Source organism: Nocardia veterana NBRC 100344 (genome assembly GCF_000308855.1).
In the GTDB taxonomy this organism is placed as follows: domain Bacteria; phylum Actinomycetota; class Actinomycetes; order Mycobacteriales; family Mycobacteriaceae; genus Nocardia; species Nocardia veterana.
Map to the genome: position 1 here is coordinate 142,572 of NZ_BAGM01000004.1, position 16,501 is coordinate 159,072.

At 66.8% G+C, this 16,501-nt stretch carries 15 protein-coding genes; 5 read left to right on the forward strand and 10 right to left on the reverse strand.

Features of this window, described 5'->3' with window-relative positions; all coding sequences use genetic code 11:
• The first annotated feature begins 59 nt into the window (after positions 1–59).
• On the forward strand, positions 60–1,079 hold the full coding sequence (gene rfbB / locus ON37_RS00675) for a dTDP-glucose 4,6-dehydratase (protein ID WP_040715340.1): 1,020 nt from the start codon (positions 60–62) through the stop codon (positions 1,077–1,079).
• Here rfbB and ON37_RS00680 read toward each other — a convergent pair.
• Together ON37_RS00680 and ON37_RS00685 are read right to left on the reverse strand one after the other, a co-directional pair.
• Complete coding sequence (locus ON37_RS00680; RefSeq protein ID WP_083892601.1) at positions 1,076–2,749, reverse strand: DUF2142 domain-containing protein; 1,674 nt, start codon at positions 2,747–2,749, stop codon at positions 1,076–1,078. The genes rfbB and ON37_RS00680 overlap by 4 nt on opposite strands.
• Complete coding sequence (locus tag ON37_RS00685) at positions 2,749–3,714, reverse strand: glycosyltransferase (protein ID WP_040715266.1); 966 nt, start codon at positions 3,712–3,714, stop codon at positions 2,749–2,751. Before ON37_RS00685 ends, ON37_RS00680 begins: the two co-directional genes overlap by 1 nt.
• A 214-nt stretch (positions 3,715–3,928) precedes the next feature.
• Here ON37_RS00685 and ON37_RS00690 point away from each other — a divergent pair, with 214 nt between their 5' ends.
• Together ON37_RS00690 and ON37_RS00695 are read left to right on the forward strand one after the other, a co-directional pair.
• On the forward strand, positions 3,929–4,462 hold the full coding sequence (locus ON37_RS00690) for a GtrA family protein (protein WP_051031001.1): 534 nt from the start codon (positions 3,929–3,931) through the stop codon (positions 4,460–4,462).
• A gap of 96 nt (positions 4,463–4,558) precedes the next feature.
• Complete coding sequence (locus ON37_RS00695) at positions 4,559–6,454, forward strand: glycosyltransferase (RefSeq protein ID WP_083892605.1); 1,896 nt, start codon at positions 4,559–4,561, stop codon at positions 6,452–6,454.
• Between the two features lie 117 nt (positions 6,455–6,571).
• Here ON37_RS00695 and ON37_RS00700 read toward each other — a convergent pair whose 3' ends face one another.
• From ON37_RS00700 to ON37_RS00730, 7 genes are all read right to left on the reverse strand, one after another.
• On the reverse strand, positions 6,572–7,420 hold the full coding sequence (locus tag ON37_RS00700) for an SDR family oxidoreductase (protein ID WP_040715267.1): 849 nt from the start codon (positions 7,418–7,420) through the stop codon (positions 6,572–6,574).
• A gap of 132 nt (positions 7,421–7,552) precedes the next feature.
• Complete coding sequence (gene rsgA / locus ON37_RS00705; RefSeq protein WP_051031002.1) at positions 7,553–8,611, reverse strand: ribosome small subunit-dependent GTPase A; 1,059 nt, start codon at positions 8,609–8,611, stop codon at positions 7,553–7,555.
• 262 nt (positions 8,612–8,873) lie between these two features.
• Positions 8,874–9,677 (reverse strand): hypothetical protein, encoded by an 804-nt coding sequence (locus ON37_RS33940; protein ID WP_083892606.1) that lies wholly within the window; start codon positions 9,675–9,677, stop codon positions 8,874–8,876.
• Positions 9,678–9,708: 31 nt separating this feature from the next.
• Positions 9,709–10,632: a galactofuranosyltransferase GlfT1 gene (glfT1, locus tag ON37_RS00715; RefSeq protein WP_040715353.1), complete on the reverse strand. Its 924-nt coding sequence runs from the start codon at positions 10,630–10,632 to the stop codon at positions 9,709–9,711.
• Positions 10,633–10,685: 53 nt separating this feature from the next.
• A complete protein-coding gene (wzt, locus tag ON37_RS00720; protein ID WP_040715268.1) occupies positions 10,686–11,492 on the reverse strand; it encodes a galactan export ABC transporter ATP-binding subunit Wzt/RfbE in 807 nt (268 codons plus the stop codon).
• An 8-nt stretch (positions 11,493–11,500) separates the two neighbouring features.
• Positions 11,501–12,325 (reverse strand): galactan export ABC transporter permease subunit Wzm/RfbD, encoded by an 825-nt coding sequence (wzm, locus tag ON37_RS00725; RefSeq protein ID WP_051031012.1) that lies wholly within the window; start codon positions 12,323–12,325, stop codon positions 11,501–11,503.
• A 139-nt stretch (positions 12,326–12,464) separates the two neighbouring features.
• Positions 12,465–13,061, reverse strand: a complete 597-nt coding sequence (locus ON37_RS00730; protein WP_085997201.1) for a bacterial proteasome activator family protein — start codon at positions 13,059–13,061, stop codon at positions 12,465–12,467.
• A gap of 236 nt (positions 13,062–13,297) precedes the next feature.
• Here ON37_RS00730 and ON37_RS00735 point away from each other — a divergent pair, with 236 nt between their 5' ends.
• The gene (locus tag ON37_RS00735; RefSeq protein ID WP_040715270.1) at positions 13,298–14,503 is read left to right on the forward strand and encodes a cysteine desulfurase-like protein; all 1,206 of its coding nucleotides are present in this window, start codon (positions 13,298–13,300) and stop codon (positions 14,501–14,503) included.
• Positions 14,504–14,596: 93 nt separating this feature from the next.
• Here the strand turns inward: ON37_RS00735 and ON37_RS00740 are convergent, their stop codons facing one another.
• The gene (locus tag ON37_RS00740; RefSeq protein WP_040715271.1) at positions 14,597–15,586 is read right to left on the reverse strand and encodes an NAD(P)H-quinone oxidoreductase; all 990 of its coding nucleotides are present in this window, start codon (positions 15,584–15,586) and stop codon (positions 14,597–14,599) included.
• Between the two features lie 123 nt (positions 15,587–15,709).
• Between ON37_RS00740 and ON37_RS00745 the strand changes: the two genes are divergently transcribed.
• Positions 15,710–16,201, forward strand: a complete 492-nt coding sequence (locus ON37_RS00745; protein WP_040715272.1) for a MarR family winged helix-turn-helix transcriptional regulator — start codon at positions 15,710–15,712, stop codon at positions 16,199–16,201.
• The last annotated feature ends 300 nt before the right edge of the window (positions 16,202–16,501 follow it).

Here is a 16,501-nt window from a genome sequence, read left to right on the forward strand (position 1 = left end):
TTGCCGTGATCGGTTGGTGATTTACGTCGCGTAACCACGTGCGCGTTAGGGTGGCGGATGTGCGATTGCTCGTAACCGGCGGAGCCGGATTCATCGGCGCGAACTTCGTTCATCAGACGGTTGCCGACCGTCCCGACGTGCGCGTCACAGTTCTCGACGCCCTCACCTATGCCGGAAATCGCGCCTCGCTCGCGCCGGTGGCCGACCGTATCGAGTTCGTGCACGGTGATATCGCCGATGCGGCGCTGGTCGACCGGCTCGTCGCGGGCGCCGACGCCGTGGTGCATTTCGCCGCCGAATCCCACAACGACAATTCGCTGGCCCGCCCCTGGCCGTTCGTCCAGACCAATATCGTCGGCACGTTCACGCTGCTGGAGGCGGTGCGTAAATACGACGTGCGTTATCACCACATCTCGACCGACGAGGTGTACGGCGACCTGGACGCCGACGATCCGGCCTTCACCGAGGCCACCCCGTATCAACCGTCGAGCCCGTATTCGGCCACCAAGGCGTCCAGCGATCTGCTGGTCCGGGCCTGGGTGCGGTCGTTCGGGGTGCGGGCGACGATCTCCAACTGCAGTAACAATTACGGCCCCTATCAGCATGTGGAGAAATTCATTCCGCGGCAGATCACCAATCTGATCGACGGGGTGCGGCCCCGCCTCTACGGCGCCGGCCATCAGATCCGCGACTGGATTCACGTCACCGATCACAATCGGGCGGTCTGGGAGATCCTGGATCGTGGCCGCATCGGCCAGACCTATCTGATCGGCGCCGACGGCGAACTGGACAATCGCACGGTCGTGGAATTGATCCTGGCCGAATTCGGCCGCGCGCCCGACGATTTCGATCATGTCACCGATCGGCCGGGCCACGATCAGCGCTATGCGATCGACGCGACCCTGCTGCGGACCGAACTCGGCTGGCGGCCGCGCTACGGCGATTTCCGGGCGGGCCTGGCCGCGACCATCGCCTGGTACCGGGACAACGAGGCGTGGTGGCGCCCGCAGAAGGAGCACACCGAACGTGCCTACGCCGAGGCCGGCGAGCGTGTCCTCCAGCCGAGGCGAGCGCGCTAACCCCAGACCAGCACGTTGTACTTGATCGCGGCCGCGGCCAAGGCCACCACGGTCGCGATCACCACCGTGATCGCGGGGCCGCGCACCGGCGTCACACCGCGAGAATCGCTCAGCCGCAACGGCATCCACCGCAGGACCACCGCGAGTCCGGCGATCGCCAGCGGGACGAAGTAGCGGCCCTGCACGCCGTCGATCATCCAGTAGCCGACCGGGGTGAACGACATGTACAGCGTCACGTAGATCATGGCGACGCTCGCCAGCACGGTCAGCGCGACGATCCAGGTGCGCAGCCGATTTCCGGTCAGCCGGTCGGCGATACCCGCGCTCACCGCGAGTGCCAGCAGACAGGCCAGCATCGACAGCGCCGGCACGTCGATATACGCGAAGCCCAGTTCCCCGAAGAATTGGGTGAACCACTTCTCGTCCCGATACCAGATGCTGTCGCCGAAGGTATTCACGAAATGCACCGGGTCGGACAGAATTTCGTGCAGCTGGTCGCCGGGGCGCACCGAATGCCATTCCGCCGGTTTACGCATCAAACCCATGCCGTCACCGGTGGGCGCCGCGATCTTCATCCACACCGCGAACAGTGCCGCACCGAGCGCCGCGAAGGCCCAGGGCAGCCAGCGCAGCGCGTTCCCGAAGCCGTACCGGCGGGCGGGAATCAGCACCACGAGCATCGCGAGAACGACATAGGTCGGCTTGCTCAGCGGCAGCGCCAGGGCGGTCGCCAGGGCCGCCACCATTTCCGGCTTGCTCAGCTCGGAGTCGAGGAACACCCCCTTGACCAGCAGGCAGGACACCAGGATGGCCAAGGCGTTGGTCACCGTATCGGCCGTCACCGTCCCCGCCTGGAACAGTGCGATCGGCAGGACCGCGACCGTGAACGCCAGCCACTGGATCCGGAAACCCCGCAATGCCCGCAGCGCGAAGGCCACGATCACCAGATACGCGAGCAGCCCGGCCAGCCGGGTGAGCAGAACGGTGTCCCCGACATCCAGTCCGATCGCCTGCGCGATCCGGATACCCACCGCCGCGGGCACATACGGCAGCGGTGAATAGGCGGCGGTATTGGTGAACCACATCTGCTTGGTCGCCGAGGTGGTCACCGGCGCGGAACCGAGCCGGTCGTAGGCGTCCTGATCGGCGGCCAGCGGTTCGGGTTCGCCGGGATGCCGGTTGTAGTCGGTGAACGCGTAGCCCATCAGCCCGTCGATACTCAACGGGATCGAACCGCCGTAGGAGACGCCGCGATCGTCGGTGATGCGCTCGGGCGTGAAGCCACCGTGCGCCACCTGATACGCGCGACCGAACTGAGTGATCTCGTCATGACCCCAGAACGGCGGGGTGATGACGGCGAACACGATGCCGAAGATGCCGGCGACCACGACGAATGCGGCTGCGGCCGAACCGAATCCGCGTTGCGTGCCGAGCCGGGCGCGCCGCAGAAGTCCCCGCGGTGCCACGGGCCCGTCGGAATCGGGTGCCGAATCGGGGCCGCCCGGGGATTGCGGCTCGGTCGCTTCGGCCGCGACCGTGGTGGCGGCTCGGTCGGTCCTCGCTTCGCCCGCTACGGCCGCCGTGCCGTCGCCGGGCGCGGCCTCGCCGGTGGGGTCTTCACCCGACGAGGCCGGTCGATCGTCGGTCTCCTTGTCGGCCCGGGTCGTCATCAGTGCGCCTGCCGGACCTGCTCGGGCGTTTCGGCACCGACCGCCGAGTACCGCAGATACATCAGGCGGGCGGCCTCGTGCCGGGACCGGCGGATACCGTCGAGAATCAGGCCGGCCGTCCACGCCAGACTGCCGAGCAGTAGCAGGGTGAAGCCGAGGAACAGCGTCGGGAACCGCGGCACTTCGTGGATCTCGTAGAACTGGATGACTATCGGCACGATCAGGATCACCGAGATCAGCCAGGCCAGGGTGCCGAACAGGCCGTAGAACGCGACCGGGCGCTCGTGCCGCGCGAGTCCGACGATCAGGCCCAGAATTTTGAACCCGTCGTGATAGGTGCGCAGTTTCGATTCGCTGCCCGCCGGGCGATCCCGGAAGCCGACCCGCACCGCGGTCTGCGGCACGCGCAGATGCAGGGAATGCACGGTCAATTCGGTTTCGATCTCGAATTCTCGCGACACCGCGGGGAAACTCTTCACGAACCGCCGGGAGAACACCCGATATCCGGAGAGCATATCCTCGACGTTCTCGCCGAACACCTTACCGACGACCCCGTTGAGCACGCGATTTCCGGCCTCGTGGCCGGCCCGGTAGGCCTGTGCGCCCTCGTCCTGTTTCCGCACGCCGAGTACGTGGTCGTACGGACCGGCCAGCAGGGTTTCGATCATTTTCGGCGCCGCGAAGGCGTCATAGGTGTCGTCGCCGTCGATCATCACGTAGACATCGGCCTCGATATCGGCGAATGCTCGCCGCACCACGTTGCCCTTGCCCTTGACGGTCTCGGTGCGCACGATCGCGCCCGCCTCGCGGGCACGTTCGGCGGTGGCGTCCGTGCTGCGGTTGTCGTAGACGTAGACGACGATGCCGGGCACGGCAGCCTTGAGGTCCGTGACGACCTTGGCGACCGCAGCCTCCTCGTTGTGGCAGGGCACGACTGCGGCAATGCGAAGCTCGGTGGGGTCCACCCCGTCAATCCCTCATTTGATCGGCCGACGAAATACGGAACACCGGGAGGGTACAGGGCGGCGCAGGGTGCGCGCCCGGTAACCCTCACTGTGTCGGTGCCCCGCGCGGTGCGGCCCGCTACCTCGACCCCTGTGCACCCGCTGTGTACCGCGGCGACGGTGTGGGCACAGCGCGCGCGCCGAATGCGGAACCCGGGTGCGGTACCGTCGCCGGGTGGCCAGTAGTGAGACGGCGACCCCATCGGTCGATCGAACCGGCGACACGTGGCGGAGCAAGATCGTCACCGCGTTGCGGCAGGGCGCGGCCTTCCTGGTGGTCGGCGCGATCGGCTTCCTCGTCGATGCTGGAACCTACAATCTGCTCGTCTTCTGGGGCGGCGAGGGCCTGCTGTATCACGCTCCGCTGGCCGCGAAGATCATCTCGATTCTGGTCGCCACGGTGGTCACCTATTTCGGTAACAAATGGTGGACCTTCGCGCACAAGCAGGGCGGCAGCCCGAGCCGGGAATATCTGCTCTACGCGCTGTTCAATGTGGTAGCCATCGGTTTGCAGTTGGGCTGTCTCGGATTCTCCCGATATGTACTGCATCTGTCCTCGCCGCTGTCGGACAATATTTCCGGCACTTTGATCGGCCAGATCGTCGCCGTGGTTTTCCGCTACTGGGCCTACGACACCTTCGTCTTCGCCGGGTCGCGATCCGGCGACGATATGCCGGACACTCGCGCCCGGTCGGACCGTGCCGCGTGAGATGGACATAATGGGTATCGCTCGCACCGAGCCCGCACTTGACCGCGCCCGCGCCGGAATCGGCGCCATCGGACACTGTTTACGAGGGATTCCACCATGGATCAGTCGGCTGGCCAGGCCGTGACCACACCCGAGAACGATCAGCGGATCGCCGAGCCCGCTCCCGGCGCCCTGCGGACCGAACACCGCGCACCCGATCGGCTGGTGCTGGCCCGCGGTATCTTCACCGGCCCGGCGCCCAAGATCAGCGACGAGTTGTATGCGGTCGTCAAGGGCAAGTCACATCGGGAGCGGTTGTCACTGCGCCTGGAGAAGGGCGCACACGCCCACACCAACACCTATTTCGGCCGGTTCGCCGCCAGCTACTGGCAGCGCTGGACCACCGTGACCGAGGTCGAGGTCACGATGCGCGTCGCGGTCGGTGATCGGGCACGGATCCGGCTGGCCGCCTCCGACATCGCCGGGCACCGCCGCATCATCGATTCGGCCGACGTGGCGTCCGACCAGGTGGTCACGTTGCGGGCGCCGCTGGATCAGTATGTCGACGGCGGTGCGCTGTGGGTCGAATTCGACGCTGTCGGAGGCGAACTCGCGATCAGTGAACTCGCCTGGACCGCCGCCGCGCCGGAGCGGGTGCGGCCGGTGGCGATCGCGATCTGCACCTTCAACCGGGCCGCCGACTGCGCCGAGACGGTCGCGGCGCTGGCCTCGGATCCGGAGGTGCTCGCCGCGATCGACGCCGTGTACGTGGTCGATCAGGGCACCGACCTGGTGCAGGACCGGGAGCTGTTCCAGCAGACCCGGCCACGGTTCGGCGACAAGCTGCGCTACATCCGGCAGCCGAACCTGGGTGGCGCCGGCGGCTTCACCCGCGGCCTGTACGAGGTGTCGGCGGCGAACGAGCACGCCGACGTCATCCTGATGGACGACGACATCCTGTGCGAGCCGGAAACGGTATTGCGGCTCAATGCCTTTGCGAATCTCACCGTCGAACCGACGCTGGTCGGTGCGCAGATGCTGTTCCTGCTGAACCCCGACTACCTCAACGTCGGTGCGGAGGAGGTGCATCTGCACGAGCTGCGGCACGGTCAGCGGGTGTCCAAGGCGCTGCGCAACACGAGCATGCTCAAGCGCAATCAGGAGCGCCGCGTCGATGCCGGTTACAACGCCTGGTGGACCTGTCTGATCCCGGCCGAGGTGGTGGCGCGGATCGGGCTGCCGCTGCCGATCTTCTTCCAGTGGGACGATGTCGAATACGGTGTTCGCGCCCGTGCGGCGGGCTTCGTGACGGTCACGCTGCCGAATGCCGCGGTGTGGCACGCGGACTTCTACTGGAAGGACTTCGACGACTGGGCGCGCTACTTCAGCATGCGCAATTCGCTCATCGTCAGTTCGATGCATGCCGATCTGGATCCGAAGGCGGTGACCCGCAAGCTGTTCCGTGAGATCGCGGAATATCTGGTCGGTATGCAGTACGGCCTGGCACACACCACGTTGCAGGGTATCGAGGACTACCTGAAGGGCCCGAAGGTATTGCGCGACGGCGGCATCGAGGCGCTGGCCGCCGCCCGCACCAGTCGCGGCGAGTACGGTGAGACGACGAAGCACCCCGCGGCCACCGCCCCGGTCCGGCAGTCCGACATCCAGATCCGCCGCGCCGGCGGTGAACCCAGCCGCCCGCTGCTGGTGCTGGTCAAGCGCGCCATCCAGCAATGGACCGGACGCACCCAACACGGTGTCGTCGGCGTCACGCGCGAAGACGCGCACTGGTGGCATCTGGCCCTGTTCGACCACGTCGTGGTGACCGACGCCTCCCAGTCCGGGGTGCGAATCCGGCAGCGCGACAAGGACAAAGCCCGTGCCCTGCTCCTGCGCACGATCCGAGTGCTGCGCCGGCTCCGTCGCGAGCTGCCGGAACTGAGCCGGCAGTACCGTGCTGCCGCACCGGAACTCACCAGCCGCGAGAACTGGGAACGGCTGTACGGCATCTGATTCCGGTTGCCCGTCCGGTAGACAGCCCGGCCCGACTGCCACGCGAGCGGCGTCGGGCCGGGTTGTCGGTAGTGGCGACACCACTGTGTTCGCTGGGTTCGCCGGGTATGGACTGCCTTACAGGAACAAATCCGTGGTCAGCGGGCCGTCGCCGGGAACCACGCGGTATTTGTCGAGATCGGTGATGCCGTGGGCGTTCAGCACCTCGTCGTCGATGAAGAAATTGCCGGTGGTGTCCTTGGCGGGGGAGGTCAGCACCAGGTAAGCGGCATCGGCGTAGATGTCGGGGGTGCGCGAGGTCTGCACCATCTCCTCACCGCCCAGCAGGTTGCGGACCGCGGCGGTGGCGATGGTGGTCCGCGGCCACAGCGAGTTCACGCCGATGCCGTACTTGCGCAGCTCCTCCGCCAAACCCAAAGTGGTGAGCGACATCCCGTACTTGGCGATGGTGTAGCCCAGGGAGCTGCCCGCCCACTTCGGATCCAGGTTCAGCGGCGGGGACAGGGTCAGGATGTGCGGATTGCGGCCGGCCTCGGCCGACTCCTTCAGTGCCGGGATGCTGGTCTTCGACAGCAGGAAACTGCCGCGGCAGTTGATGTCCTGCATCAGGTCGTACTTCTTCATCGACAGCGTCTCGGTGGGCGACAGGTCGATGGCCGAGGCGTTGTTGACGACGATATCGATGCCGCCGAACCGTTCGACGGTCTGGCGCACCGCCTCGGCCACGCCCTCGTCGTCGCGCACATCGCCGACGAACTTGAGGACCTGACCGCCGGCGGCCTCGAGTTCCGCGGCCGCGGTGTGGATCGTGCCCGGAAGTTTCGGATGCGGCTGATCGGTCTTGGCGATCAGCGTGATGTTCGCACCGTCGGCCGCGGCCCGCTTGGCGATCTCGAGGCCGATGCCGCGGCTGCCGCCCGACATGATCATGGTGCGGCCGGCCAGCGGCTTACCAGCTTCGGTCATATCCCTGCTCCCATCTGTGCGATCACCCCGGCTCCATGATCCCGACTCGGCGGGGGCCGGGGTGGGGAACTACCCGGAATGCACAGTATGCGAAGCGTGGACCACTATGCAATCAGTTGCATAGTGGGATAACTAACGGCGACGCGGGTCGCGTTCGCGATACATGCGGCGCTGGGATCTGGCGATCTCGCGCCACGCCCGGTCCCGTTCGGCCCGCAGCCGCGCGTCGCTGCGCGCCGCGATCCGCTCGTTTTCGCGCTGCAACTTCCGGTAGCTGTCCAGTCGCCGGGCGGGCAGCGCTCCCGTCTCGATCGCGGCCCGTACCGCGCAACCGGGTTCGGTGCGATGCGAGCAGTCCGAGAAGCGGCAGTGCGCGGCCAGTGACTCGACGTCTTCGAAGGTGCGCGACAGGCCGGCACCGGCATCCCACAACCCGATCGCGCGCAGGCCGGGAGTGTCGATCAACGTCCCGCCGTCCGGCAGCGGCCGCAGCTCGCGGTGCACGGTGGTGTGCCGGCCACGCTTGTCGGAGGCCCGCACCTGGTCGGTGGCGAAGACCTCCGCGCCGAGTAGGGCATTGGCCAAGGTCGACTTGCCGGCACCGGACGAGCCGATCAGCGCGACCGTTCCGGACACCACGGCGCGCAGCGCATCCATGCCGTAACCCGTTGTCGCGCTGATGGATACCACCGTCGCACCGGGGGCGGCGGCCCGCACCCGCGCCGCCGGAACGTCTCGGGCGAGATCGTCCTTGGTCAGCACGACCACCGGCTGCGCACCGGATTCCCACACCAGGGCCAGCATGCGCTCGATGCGGCCGAGGTCGATCTCGCCGTCGGCGGCGACACAGATCAGCACCGTATCCACATTGGTCGCCAGCAGCTGTGCGTCGGAGCGGCCGGAAACCGTGGCCCGTTGCAGAATTGTCCGGCGCGGCAGCAGCTTTCGTACCGTCAGCGGCGATTCGGCCGGTGCGACGGCGACCCAGTCGCCGGTACACAGGCCGTTGATGTTGGTATCCGCCCGCGGACAGTGCGCGCGTGCGAGACCGTCGGGCGTCGCGACATCGCATTCACTGCGATCCATCCGGATCACACGGGCCGGGACCCAGCCGGTATCGAGCAGCCCTGCGTACGCAGCGGAAACGTCGGCGGTCCAGCCGTAGGGAAGGAGACGGTCGTAGTCGACCATGATGGGAGAGATCCTTCGTCGGGCACCGGGCCCGACGAAGGCCTCAGTGCATGGGGAGAAGAGTGGAAATACGTGCGGCGGAGTGCTTTCCGGTCTGATACCGGTCTCCGGCCGCGACAATCCGAGTGTCGACGTTCACGTATTCCACCTCCTCGACCCTTCGCCTCTCGATACTTTCGATCCGTCGCCGCCGCGACGGGATGGATCTACCTTCGCAGCCCGGCTCGCGGGCCGCAAGGTATTTATTCGCCGGCCTGCTCGATCAGATCGAGCAGGCCAACAGCAGCTGCAACAGAATCAGCACCCCGACCACGCCGAGGCTGATGTAGGAGACGATCGCGCCGGGCGCCGTCTGCGGCACCGGGCCGATCGCACCGTTGATGAACGCGATCGCCGGCGACTTGTAGAACACGTGCGTGCTGTGGCCCTCCGCGACCGGCACGGTCGTCTCGGCCGGGCCCATATCCCACAACCATTTCGTGGCCACCCGCACGTGATGCTGTCCGGGGCCGACCGGAATATGGGTCTGTCCCCACTTCGCCATCGGCACTTCCATCCCGTTGACGATGATCTTCGGGCCGGTCAGCGCGAGCATGAAGGCGAGCGGGAAATACGAGCAGTCCACCACGATGCCCTGCGGCCCCGGCTGCGGTTGATACTGCGGCCCGTAACCGCCGAATTGCCCCTGCGCCGCGCCGTTGGGCGGACCGTACGGCGCCGGTCCACCGCCGGGACCCGGATACGATTGTCCACCATAGGGATTCGGGGACGGCTGACCGTAGGGTTGCGGAGCGGGCGGGGGAGTGCCCCAACCCGGCGCGGCGTGCGGCTGAGACGCGCTGTGCGGCTGCACCGGATGCGGTTGCGAACCGGCATGCGGCTGCGGATATCCGGGAGCGGCGACGGCCCCGCTACCGGCCTGCGGCGCCGGTGCGCCGTAGGGGCCGGGACCGTTCGGCGGCTGCGGAACGCCGGAATACGGCTGTGGCGCAGGGGGATACGGCTGTGCACCGTTCGGTTGGAATGGTTGCCCATAGGGTGGCTGCCCACCGTAGGGGTTGCTCACAGCCGTACCTCCTCATGCGAAATGCACTGATCTAACCGGGTTTATGGAACTGCTCGCGTCGCCCCAGACGCCGCAGGCGCAACCATTCTCGCAGACCGGCCGGATCTTTTTGCTGTACGAGGAAGAACCAGGAGAACCGCGCCCATTCCTGGGGCAGCAGTTTGCGCATGCCGGGCTGTGCCATCAGATAGCCGCGGTTGCGATAGGTGAAGTAGCGCTTGACCGGATCGTCCGGATACTGGGTGTGCATCCGGCCGCCCAGAATCGGCTTGAATTCCGCCGACCCGTTCGGATGCAGATAGGCGGTCTGCAGGCAGGTGCCGAACGGCAGACCCGAGCGGACCAGCCGGCGGTGCACCTCGACCTCGTCGCCGCGGACGAACAGCCGCAGATCCGGGACGCCGATCACCTCCAGCGCCTCGGCCGAGATCAGGGCGCCGTTGAACAACGAGGCGATCCCGGGCAGGAAATCCTCGTCCCCGAGTTCGGACCGCAATCGACGCCAGACCACACCGCGACGCAGCGGAAAGGCGAGCCGGTCCGGATCGTCGATATCGGCGACCACCGGCGAGACTTCCGAAAGTCCGTGCCGCTGGGCGCAGTCGAGCAATTTCGCCAGCACGTCGGGACCCTCGGGCCGGCCGTCGTCATCGGCCAGCCAGACCCAGTCCGCGCCCATCGTCAGCGCGTGCAACATGCCGAGGGCGAAGCCACCGGCGCCGCCGAGATTGTGTTCGGAACCCAGATAGGTGGTTTCGATCGGCTGCTCGCGCACCAGCTCGCCGACCTCGGGCTCGTTACCGTTGTCGATGACGATCAGATGATCGATCGGCCGGGTCTGCGAGGCGAGCACCTTCAGCGATTCGCTCAGCAGTTCCCGGCGTTTGTGGGTCACGACCACCGCGATGATCCGGGCGGCACCGCTGTCCGCGGACGAGGCCGCCTGATCACTCATGCTCGTGTCCTTATCCATCTCGATATCCGTCTCGATCGACCGGCCGGTATCGATCATGCGGGATTGCGCTCGAGTTCGAGCTCGCGCAGAATCTGCGCCACATGGTCGCCCGCCTCCGGACCCTCGTAGGCGCGCACCACATCCTCGATCTCACCCTGCATGCGCAGCGTGCCGTGATCGATCCACATCGCGGTATCGCACAGCTGAGCCAGGAATTCGTTGGAGTGGCTGCAGAACACCAGGATTCCCGAGCGGGCCACCAGATCCCGCAGACGGTTGCGGGCCTTCTTCATGAACTCGGCGTCGACGGCGCCGATGCCCTCGTCGAGCAGCAGGATCTCCGGGTCGATCGAGGTGACCACACCCATCGCCAACCGCACCCGCATACCGGTCGAATACGTCCGCAGCGGCATGTTCAGGTACTCGCCGAGTTCGGTGAAGTCGGCGATCTCGTCGACCTTCGCCAGCATCTGCTTGCGGGTCTGACCGAGGAACAACCCGCGGATGATGATGTTCTCGTAACCGGAGATCTCCGGATCCATCCCGACACCGAGGTCGAAGACCGGGGCGACTCGGCCGCGCACCCGGGCGCTACCGCGAGTGGGTTCGTAGATGCCCGACAGCAGTCGCAGCAGCGTCGACTTGCCTGCGCCGTTGTGCCCGACCAGACCGACCCGATCGCCCTCCTTCAGCGAGAGGGTGATGTCGCGCAGCGCCTCGACGACCACCACATCGGACTGATTGCGCCCGATCGAACCGCCGGCCTTGCCCAGGAACGCCTTCTTCAGCGACCGTGACTTGGCGTCGAAAATGGGAAACTCCACCCACGCCTGGTGGGTTTCGATGCTTACTCCGCTCATTTCGCCCTCTACACCCAGTACGGCACGCGGGAACGGTATTGCTTCAACGCCAGGATCGCCACCGCCCAGCCGACCACGGTGATCACCCCGACGACCAGCCAGGACCGCACCGCCACCGGATCGCCGAGCAGCGGCGCGCGCACGATCTCCAGATAGTGGTAGGTCGGTACCAGCTCGACCAACTTGGCCCGTTCGCTCACCGCGCCGCCCTGATCGTGCAGCGACTTCGTGGTCCACATGACCGGAGTCAGCACGAACAGCATCAGGGTGGTGCTGCCGAGGATCGGGGCGATATCGCGGTAGCGGGTGGAGAAGATGCCGAACACGATCGACACCCACGCCGAATTCAGGAACACCAGCGCGATCGCCGGGAAGGCCAGCAGCACCGTCCAGTCCAGGTGTTCCCAGACGCCGAACGCGACCAACATGACCAGGTAGATCACGATGTTGTGCGCGAAGAACAGGAACTGCCGCCACACCAGCCGGTAGACGTGCACGCTCAACGCCGAGGGCAGCTGCTTGATCAGCCCCTCGTTGGCGATGAACACATCCGAACCCTCGAGGATGCTGGCGTTGATCACGTTCCAGACGATCAGGCCGACGGTCACGTAGGGCAGGTAGGTCCACAGATCCTGATTCAGGATGGCCGCGTAGAGAACGCCCATCGCGGCCGCCTGCACGCCGGTGGCGATGGTGATCCAGAACGGTCCGATCACCGATCGCCGATAGCGCTGCTTGATGTCCTGCCAGCCCAGCTGCAACCACAGCTCACGCTGAGCGAACCCCTCGCGGAGGTCTTTGAAGGCCCGCGGGAACGTTTGCGAATCCGACATCAGGGGCACCGTGGCGTCGGCCGGGCTGTGTTCGGCTGTCGCCGAATCGGCGGGGGCAGCTGCTGGCACAGTGCACGACTGTAGCGCAGTGATGTTCCCCCTCGATGGCGGCTTATCGGTATCCGGAGATCAGCGGTGTTCAGAGGTACTGACCGCCCCCGGTGACCGAACCACCCTGGCCGCTGTCGCGCGGGGCGTGCACCCCGGGCGGCAGCGCGTGCCGCATCTGTTCCAGCTGCGCCCGCGCCGCCATCTGCTGCGCGAACAGCGCCGTCTGGATGCCGTGGAACAGGCCCTCCAACCAGCCGACCAGCTGTGCCTGCGCGATCCGCAACTCGGCATCCGACGGGACCGAATCCTCGCCGAACGGCAGTGCCAGGCGTTCGAGCTCGTCGCGCAGGTCCGGCGACAGACCCTGTTCGAGTTCGCGCACCGAGGTCTTGTGGATCTCCTTGAGGCGGTTGCGGCTGGCCTCGTCCAGCGGGGCCGCCCGCACCTCCTCGAGCAGCTGTTTGATCATCGTGCCGATCCGCATCACCTTCGCGGGCTGCTCGACCATGTCGGCCAGCGACTCCTCGCCGCCGCCGGTCTGCGCACCCTCGGCGTCGGTGCCGCCCTCGCCGACCACCTGTCCGGCGAACGGCGCCTCACCCTGGGCGCCGGCCGGAACGACCAGCGGCCGCCCCTCGGGGCCGATCACCACGATGGAATCCGGTGCTCCGTCCGATTGCGTCATGGCATCCATGATGTCTGCTTCCCGCGCCGAGCGCTAAGTGAACGGCGCATCACCCGGTGCGGCCGGTGGTGCCGAACGGGGTATGCGGTCCGATTTCGGGCGGAAGTATTCTGTTGCGGTTCTGTCCGCCTCGTGTGTGGTTCGGTTTGTGAAAGTCGGTTGCCCATGTCGCGTGATATCGCATTCGGTCGGCGCACGGTTCCGCCGACTTGCCCGCTGCCCTTAGAGTGGCCAGCATGACTTACGACGTCGCGAGGGTTCGGGGGTTGATACCGTCCCTGGGCGACGGCTGGATCCATCTGGACCCACAGGCAGGAATGCTGGTCCCGGATTCGGTATCGCGCGCCGTATCAACGGGTTTCCGAACATCCGCTTTTTCGCACACCAATCGTCATGCCGCCGCGCGGCGCAGCGGCGCCATCCTGGACGCGGCCCGGGAGGCGGTCGCGGATCTCGTCGGTGGCGATCCGGCGGGGGTCGTCCTGGGTCCCGATCGCGCGGTTCTGCTGGCCTGGCTCGCGGAATCGCTGAGTTCCCGGCTCGGACTGGGGACCGGCATCGTGCTGTCCCGGCTCGACGACGAGGCGAACGTGGCGCCCTGGCTGCGCATCGCCAACCGGTACGGCGCGCACGTGCGCTGGGCCGAGGTCGAAATCGAGACCTGCGAGATGCCGGCCTGGCAGTTCGAGGAGCTGATCGGCCCCACCGCACGGTTGGTCGCGGTGACCGCCGCCTCGCCGATCGTCGGGTCCGCGCCCGCGGTCCGGGTCGCCGCCGACCGGGTGCACGAGGTCGGCGGCCTGCTGGTCGCCGACTGTTTCGGCGCCGCACCGTACGCCCTGATCGATATCGACGAACTCAATGCCGATGTGGTCGCGCTGTCGGCGCCCGCCTGGGGTGGTCCGCAGATCGGCGCGCTGGTCTTCCGCGATCCGGCCTTCCTCGACCGCATCCCGTCGATGTCGCTGAATCCGTACGCCAAGGGGGCCGAGCGGCTCGAGGTCGGCGGGCATCAATACGCGCTGCTGGCCGGGCTGACCACCTCGATCGACTATCTGGCCGGCCTCGACGAACAGGCGAGCGGAAGCCGCCGGGAGCGACTCGAGGTGTCGATCACCTCGCTGCAGGACTATCACGACCAGCTGTTCGAACATCTGATGGACGTGCTCGACCGGGTGCCGGATCTGACCGTGATCGGCCGGGCGTCCACTCGCATTCCGACCGTCAGTTTCACGATCGCGGGAATGCAGGCGGAGAAGATCTCGGCCGAGCTCGCCGACCACCGGATCGGGACGGTCAGCGGTGCCCACGGTGGCAGCAGGCTGCTCGACGCACTCGGGGTCAACGACGAGGGCGGCGCGGTCACCATCGGGCTGGCCCCGTACACAACGAAATTCGAGATCGACCAGCTCGGCCGGGCGCTGAACTCGCTGGAGAAGTAGACACACGCGCTGGCGACCCGCGGCCGCCGCTATCGGCGACCGCCGGCCTTCGGGACGTTCTCGGGGCGTGTTCCGAGATGCCGCGCGCAGGGGCTAGGCCTGGTCTACCCGCAGCAGCACCTTGCCGACCGTCTCCGGGGCATCCAGCAGCCGGTGTGCCTGCGCCGCTTCGGTAATCGGCAGTTCGGCGTGCACCACCGGCACCACCGCGCCCTCCGCGATCAGCGGCCACAGGTGCCGCCGCAGTTCCGCGATGATCTCGGCTTTGCTGGAGCGGCCCGCCGCGGGGCGCTTGCGCAGATTCGTCGCGTGGACCGTTCCGCGTTTACCCAGCAATTCGGCGAGATTCATTTCGGCCTGCACGCCGCCCTGCATTCCGATAATGCAGAGTTGCCCGTCGTCGGCCAGCGCGGAGATGTTGCGCTGCAAATACTTTGCACCCATGTTGTCGAGAATGATGTCGGCGCCACCCAATTCGCCGACCTCGGCCACGAAATCCTGCTCGCGATAATTGATTCCGACGCTCGCGCCCAATTCCGCACAGCGATCCAATTTGTACTGCGAGCCCGCCGTAACGGCCACTCGCGCACCACGATTCACGGCGACCTGAATGGCGTGCGTCCCGATGCCGCTGCCGCCGCCGTGAATCAGCAGCAGCTGGCCGGCGTGCAGTCCGGCGCGCATCACCAGATTCGACCAGACCGTGGCCGCGACCTCCGGAAGCGCCGCTGCCGCAGCCGTATCCAGCCCCTCCGGCACCGGCAACACCTGGGTCGCGGCGACCACCACCCGCTGGGCGTAGCCGCCGCCGGACAGCAGCGCACACACGCGGTCGCCGGGCCGTAGGTCCCGGACACCCGCCCCGACCTCGGCGACGACGCCCGACACCTCGAGCCCCATGATGTCGCTCGCCCCGGGCGGCGGCGGATAGAAACCCTGGCGCTGCAACAGGTCCGCGCGATTCACCCCGGCCGCGACCACCTCGATCGCGACCTCCCCCGGGGCGGGCGGCGGAAGATCCGGCACTTCCGTCCAGCGGATCACCTCGGGCCCGCCGAAACCATCCAATGTCACCGCGTACATATCTCGACTCTAGGTGTTCGCTGCGCTGGAACGGGTGCGGCTGCCGAACCGCATGGCACGGTTTCGCCGCAACCGCCGTGACCAGGCGACATTCCTCACAAACCAGGCCCATAGAATGGCGTCATGGCGTATGAACCGAGTGGTCACCCGGCATCGCGGTCGCCGTGGCTGAGCTCGGCGCAGCAGCGTGCCTGGCGTGCCTTCATGGACGGGCATCAGCGCCTGATGGTGGAACTCAACCGTCAGCTCCAGGCCGACAGCGATATGAGCCTGCCCGAGTACCGGATCCTGGTGATGCTGTCGGAGGCCCCCGGCAATTCGCTGCGGATGAGCGACCTCGCCGACGGCGTGCTGTCCTCCCGCAGCCGCCTCACCCACCAGATCCGCCGCATGGAAGAACAGGGCATGGTCCGCCGCACCAGCTGCGAAGAGGACGGCCGCGGCGTCCGCGCCCACCTCACCGAGGAAGGCATGCGCCGCCTCCGCGCCGCCGCCCCCGGCCACGTGGCCGCCGTCCGGCGGACATTCATCGACCTGATCAGCCCCGAGGAGCTGACCGCCATCGGCGACGCCTTCGAACGGGTGAATACGAAGAACGACCCGCGGCACGGCTGAATCGGCGATGGCCCGCACCCGGCATCACGTTTGTCGGTCTGTGACGGCAGCGGTTCCCGACCGCTGCAAGGCTTTTCGCCGCGCACGGATTTTGCTGATCTCGCCTAGCGAATACCGCCGCGCCGTACCGGGATCGAATGAATTCCGGAATCTCCTTTCGACACTTCCTGGGTCGCAACGAGATCGCCGTGTCGAGTGGTTCCAGCGCTTTGTGGACCAATCCACAGACGGTTTCCGCTCGAGGATTCCGGTTCGAATTATCGAAGGTTCGATCGGGTAATTCGATAGATATCAGTCCTT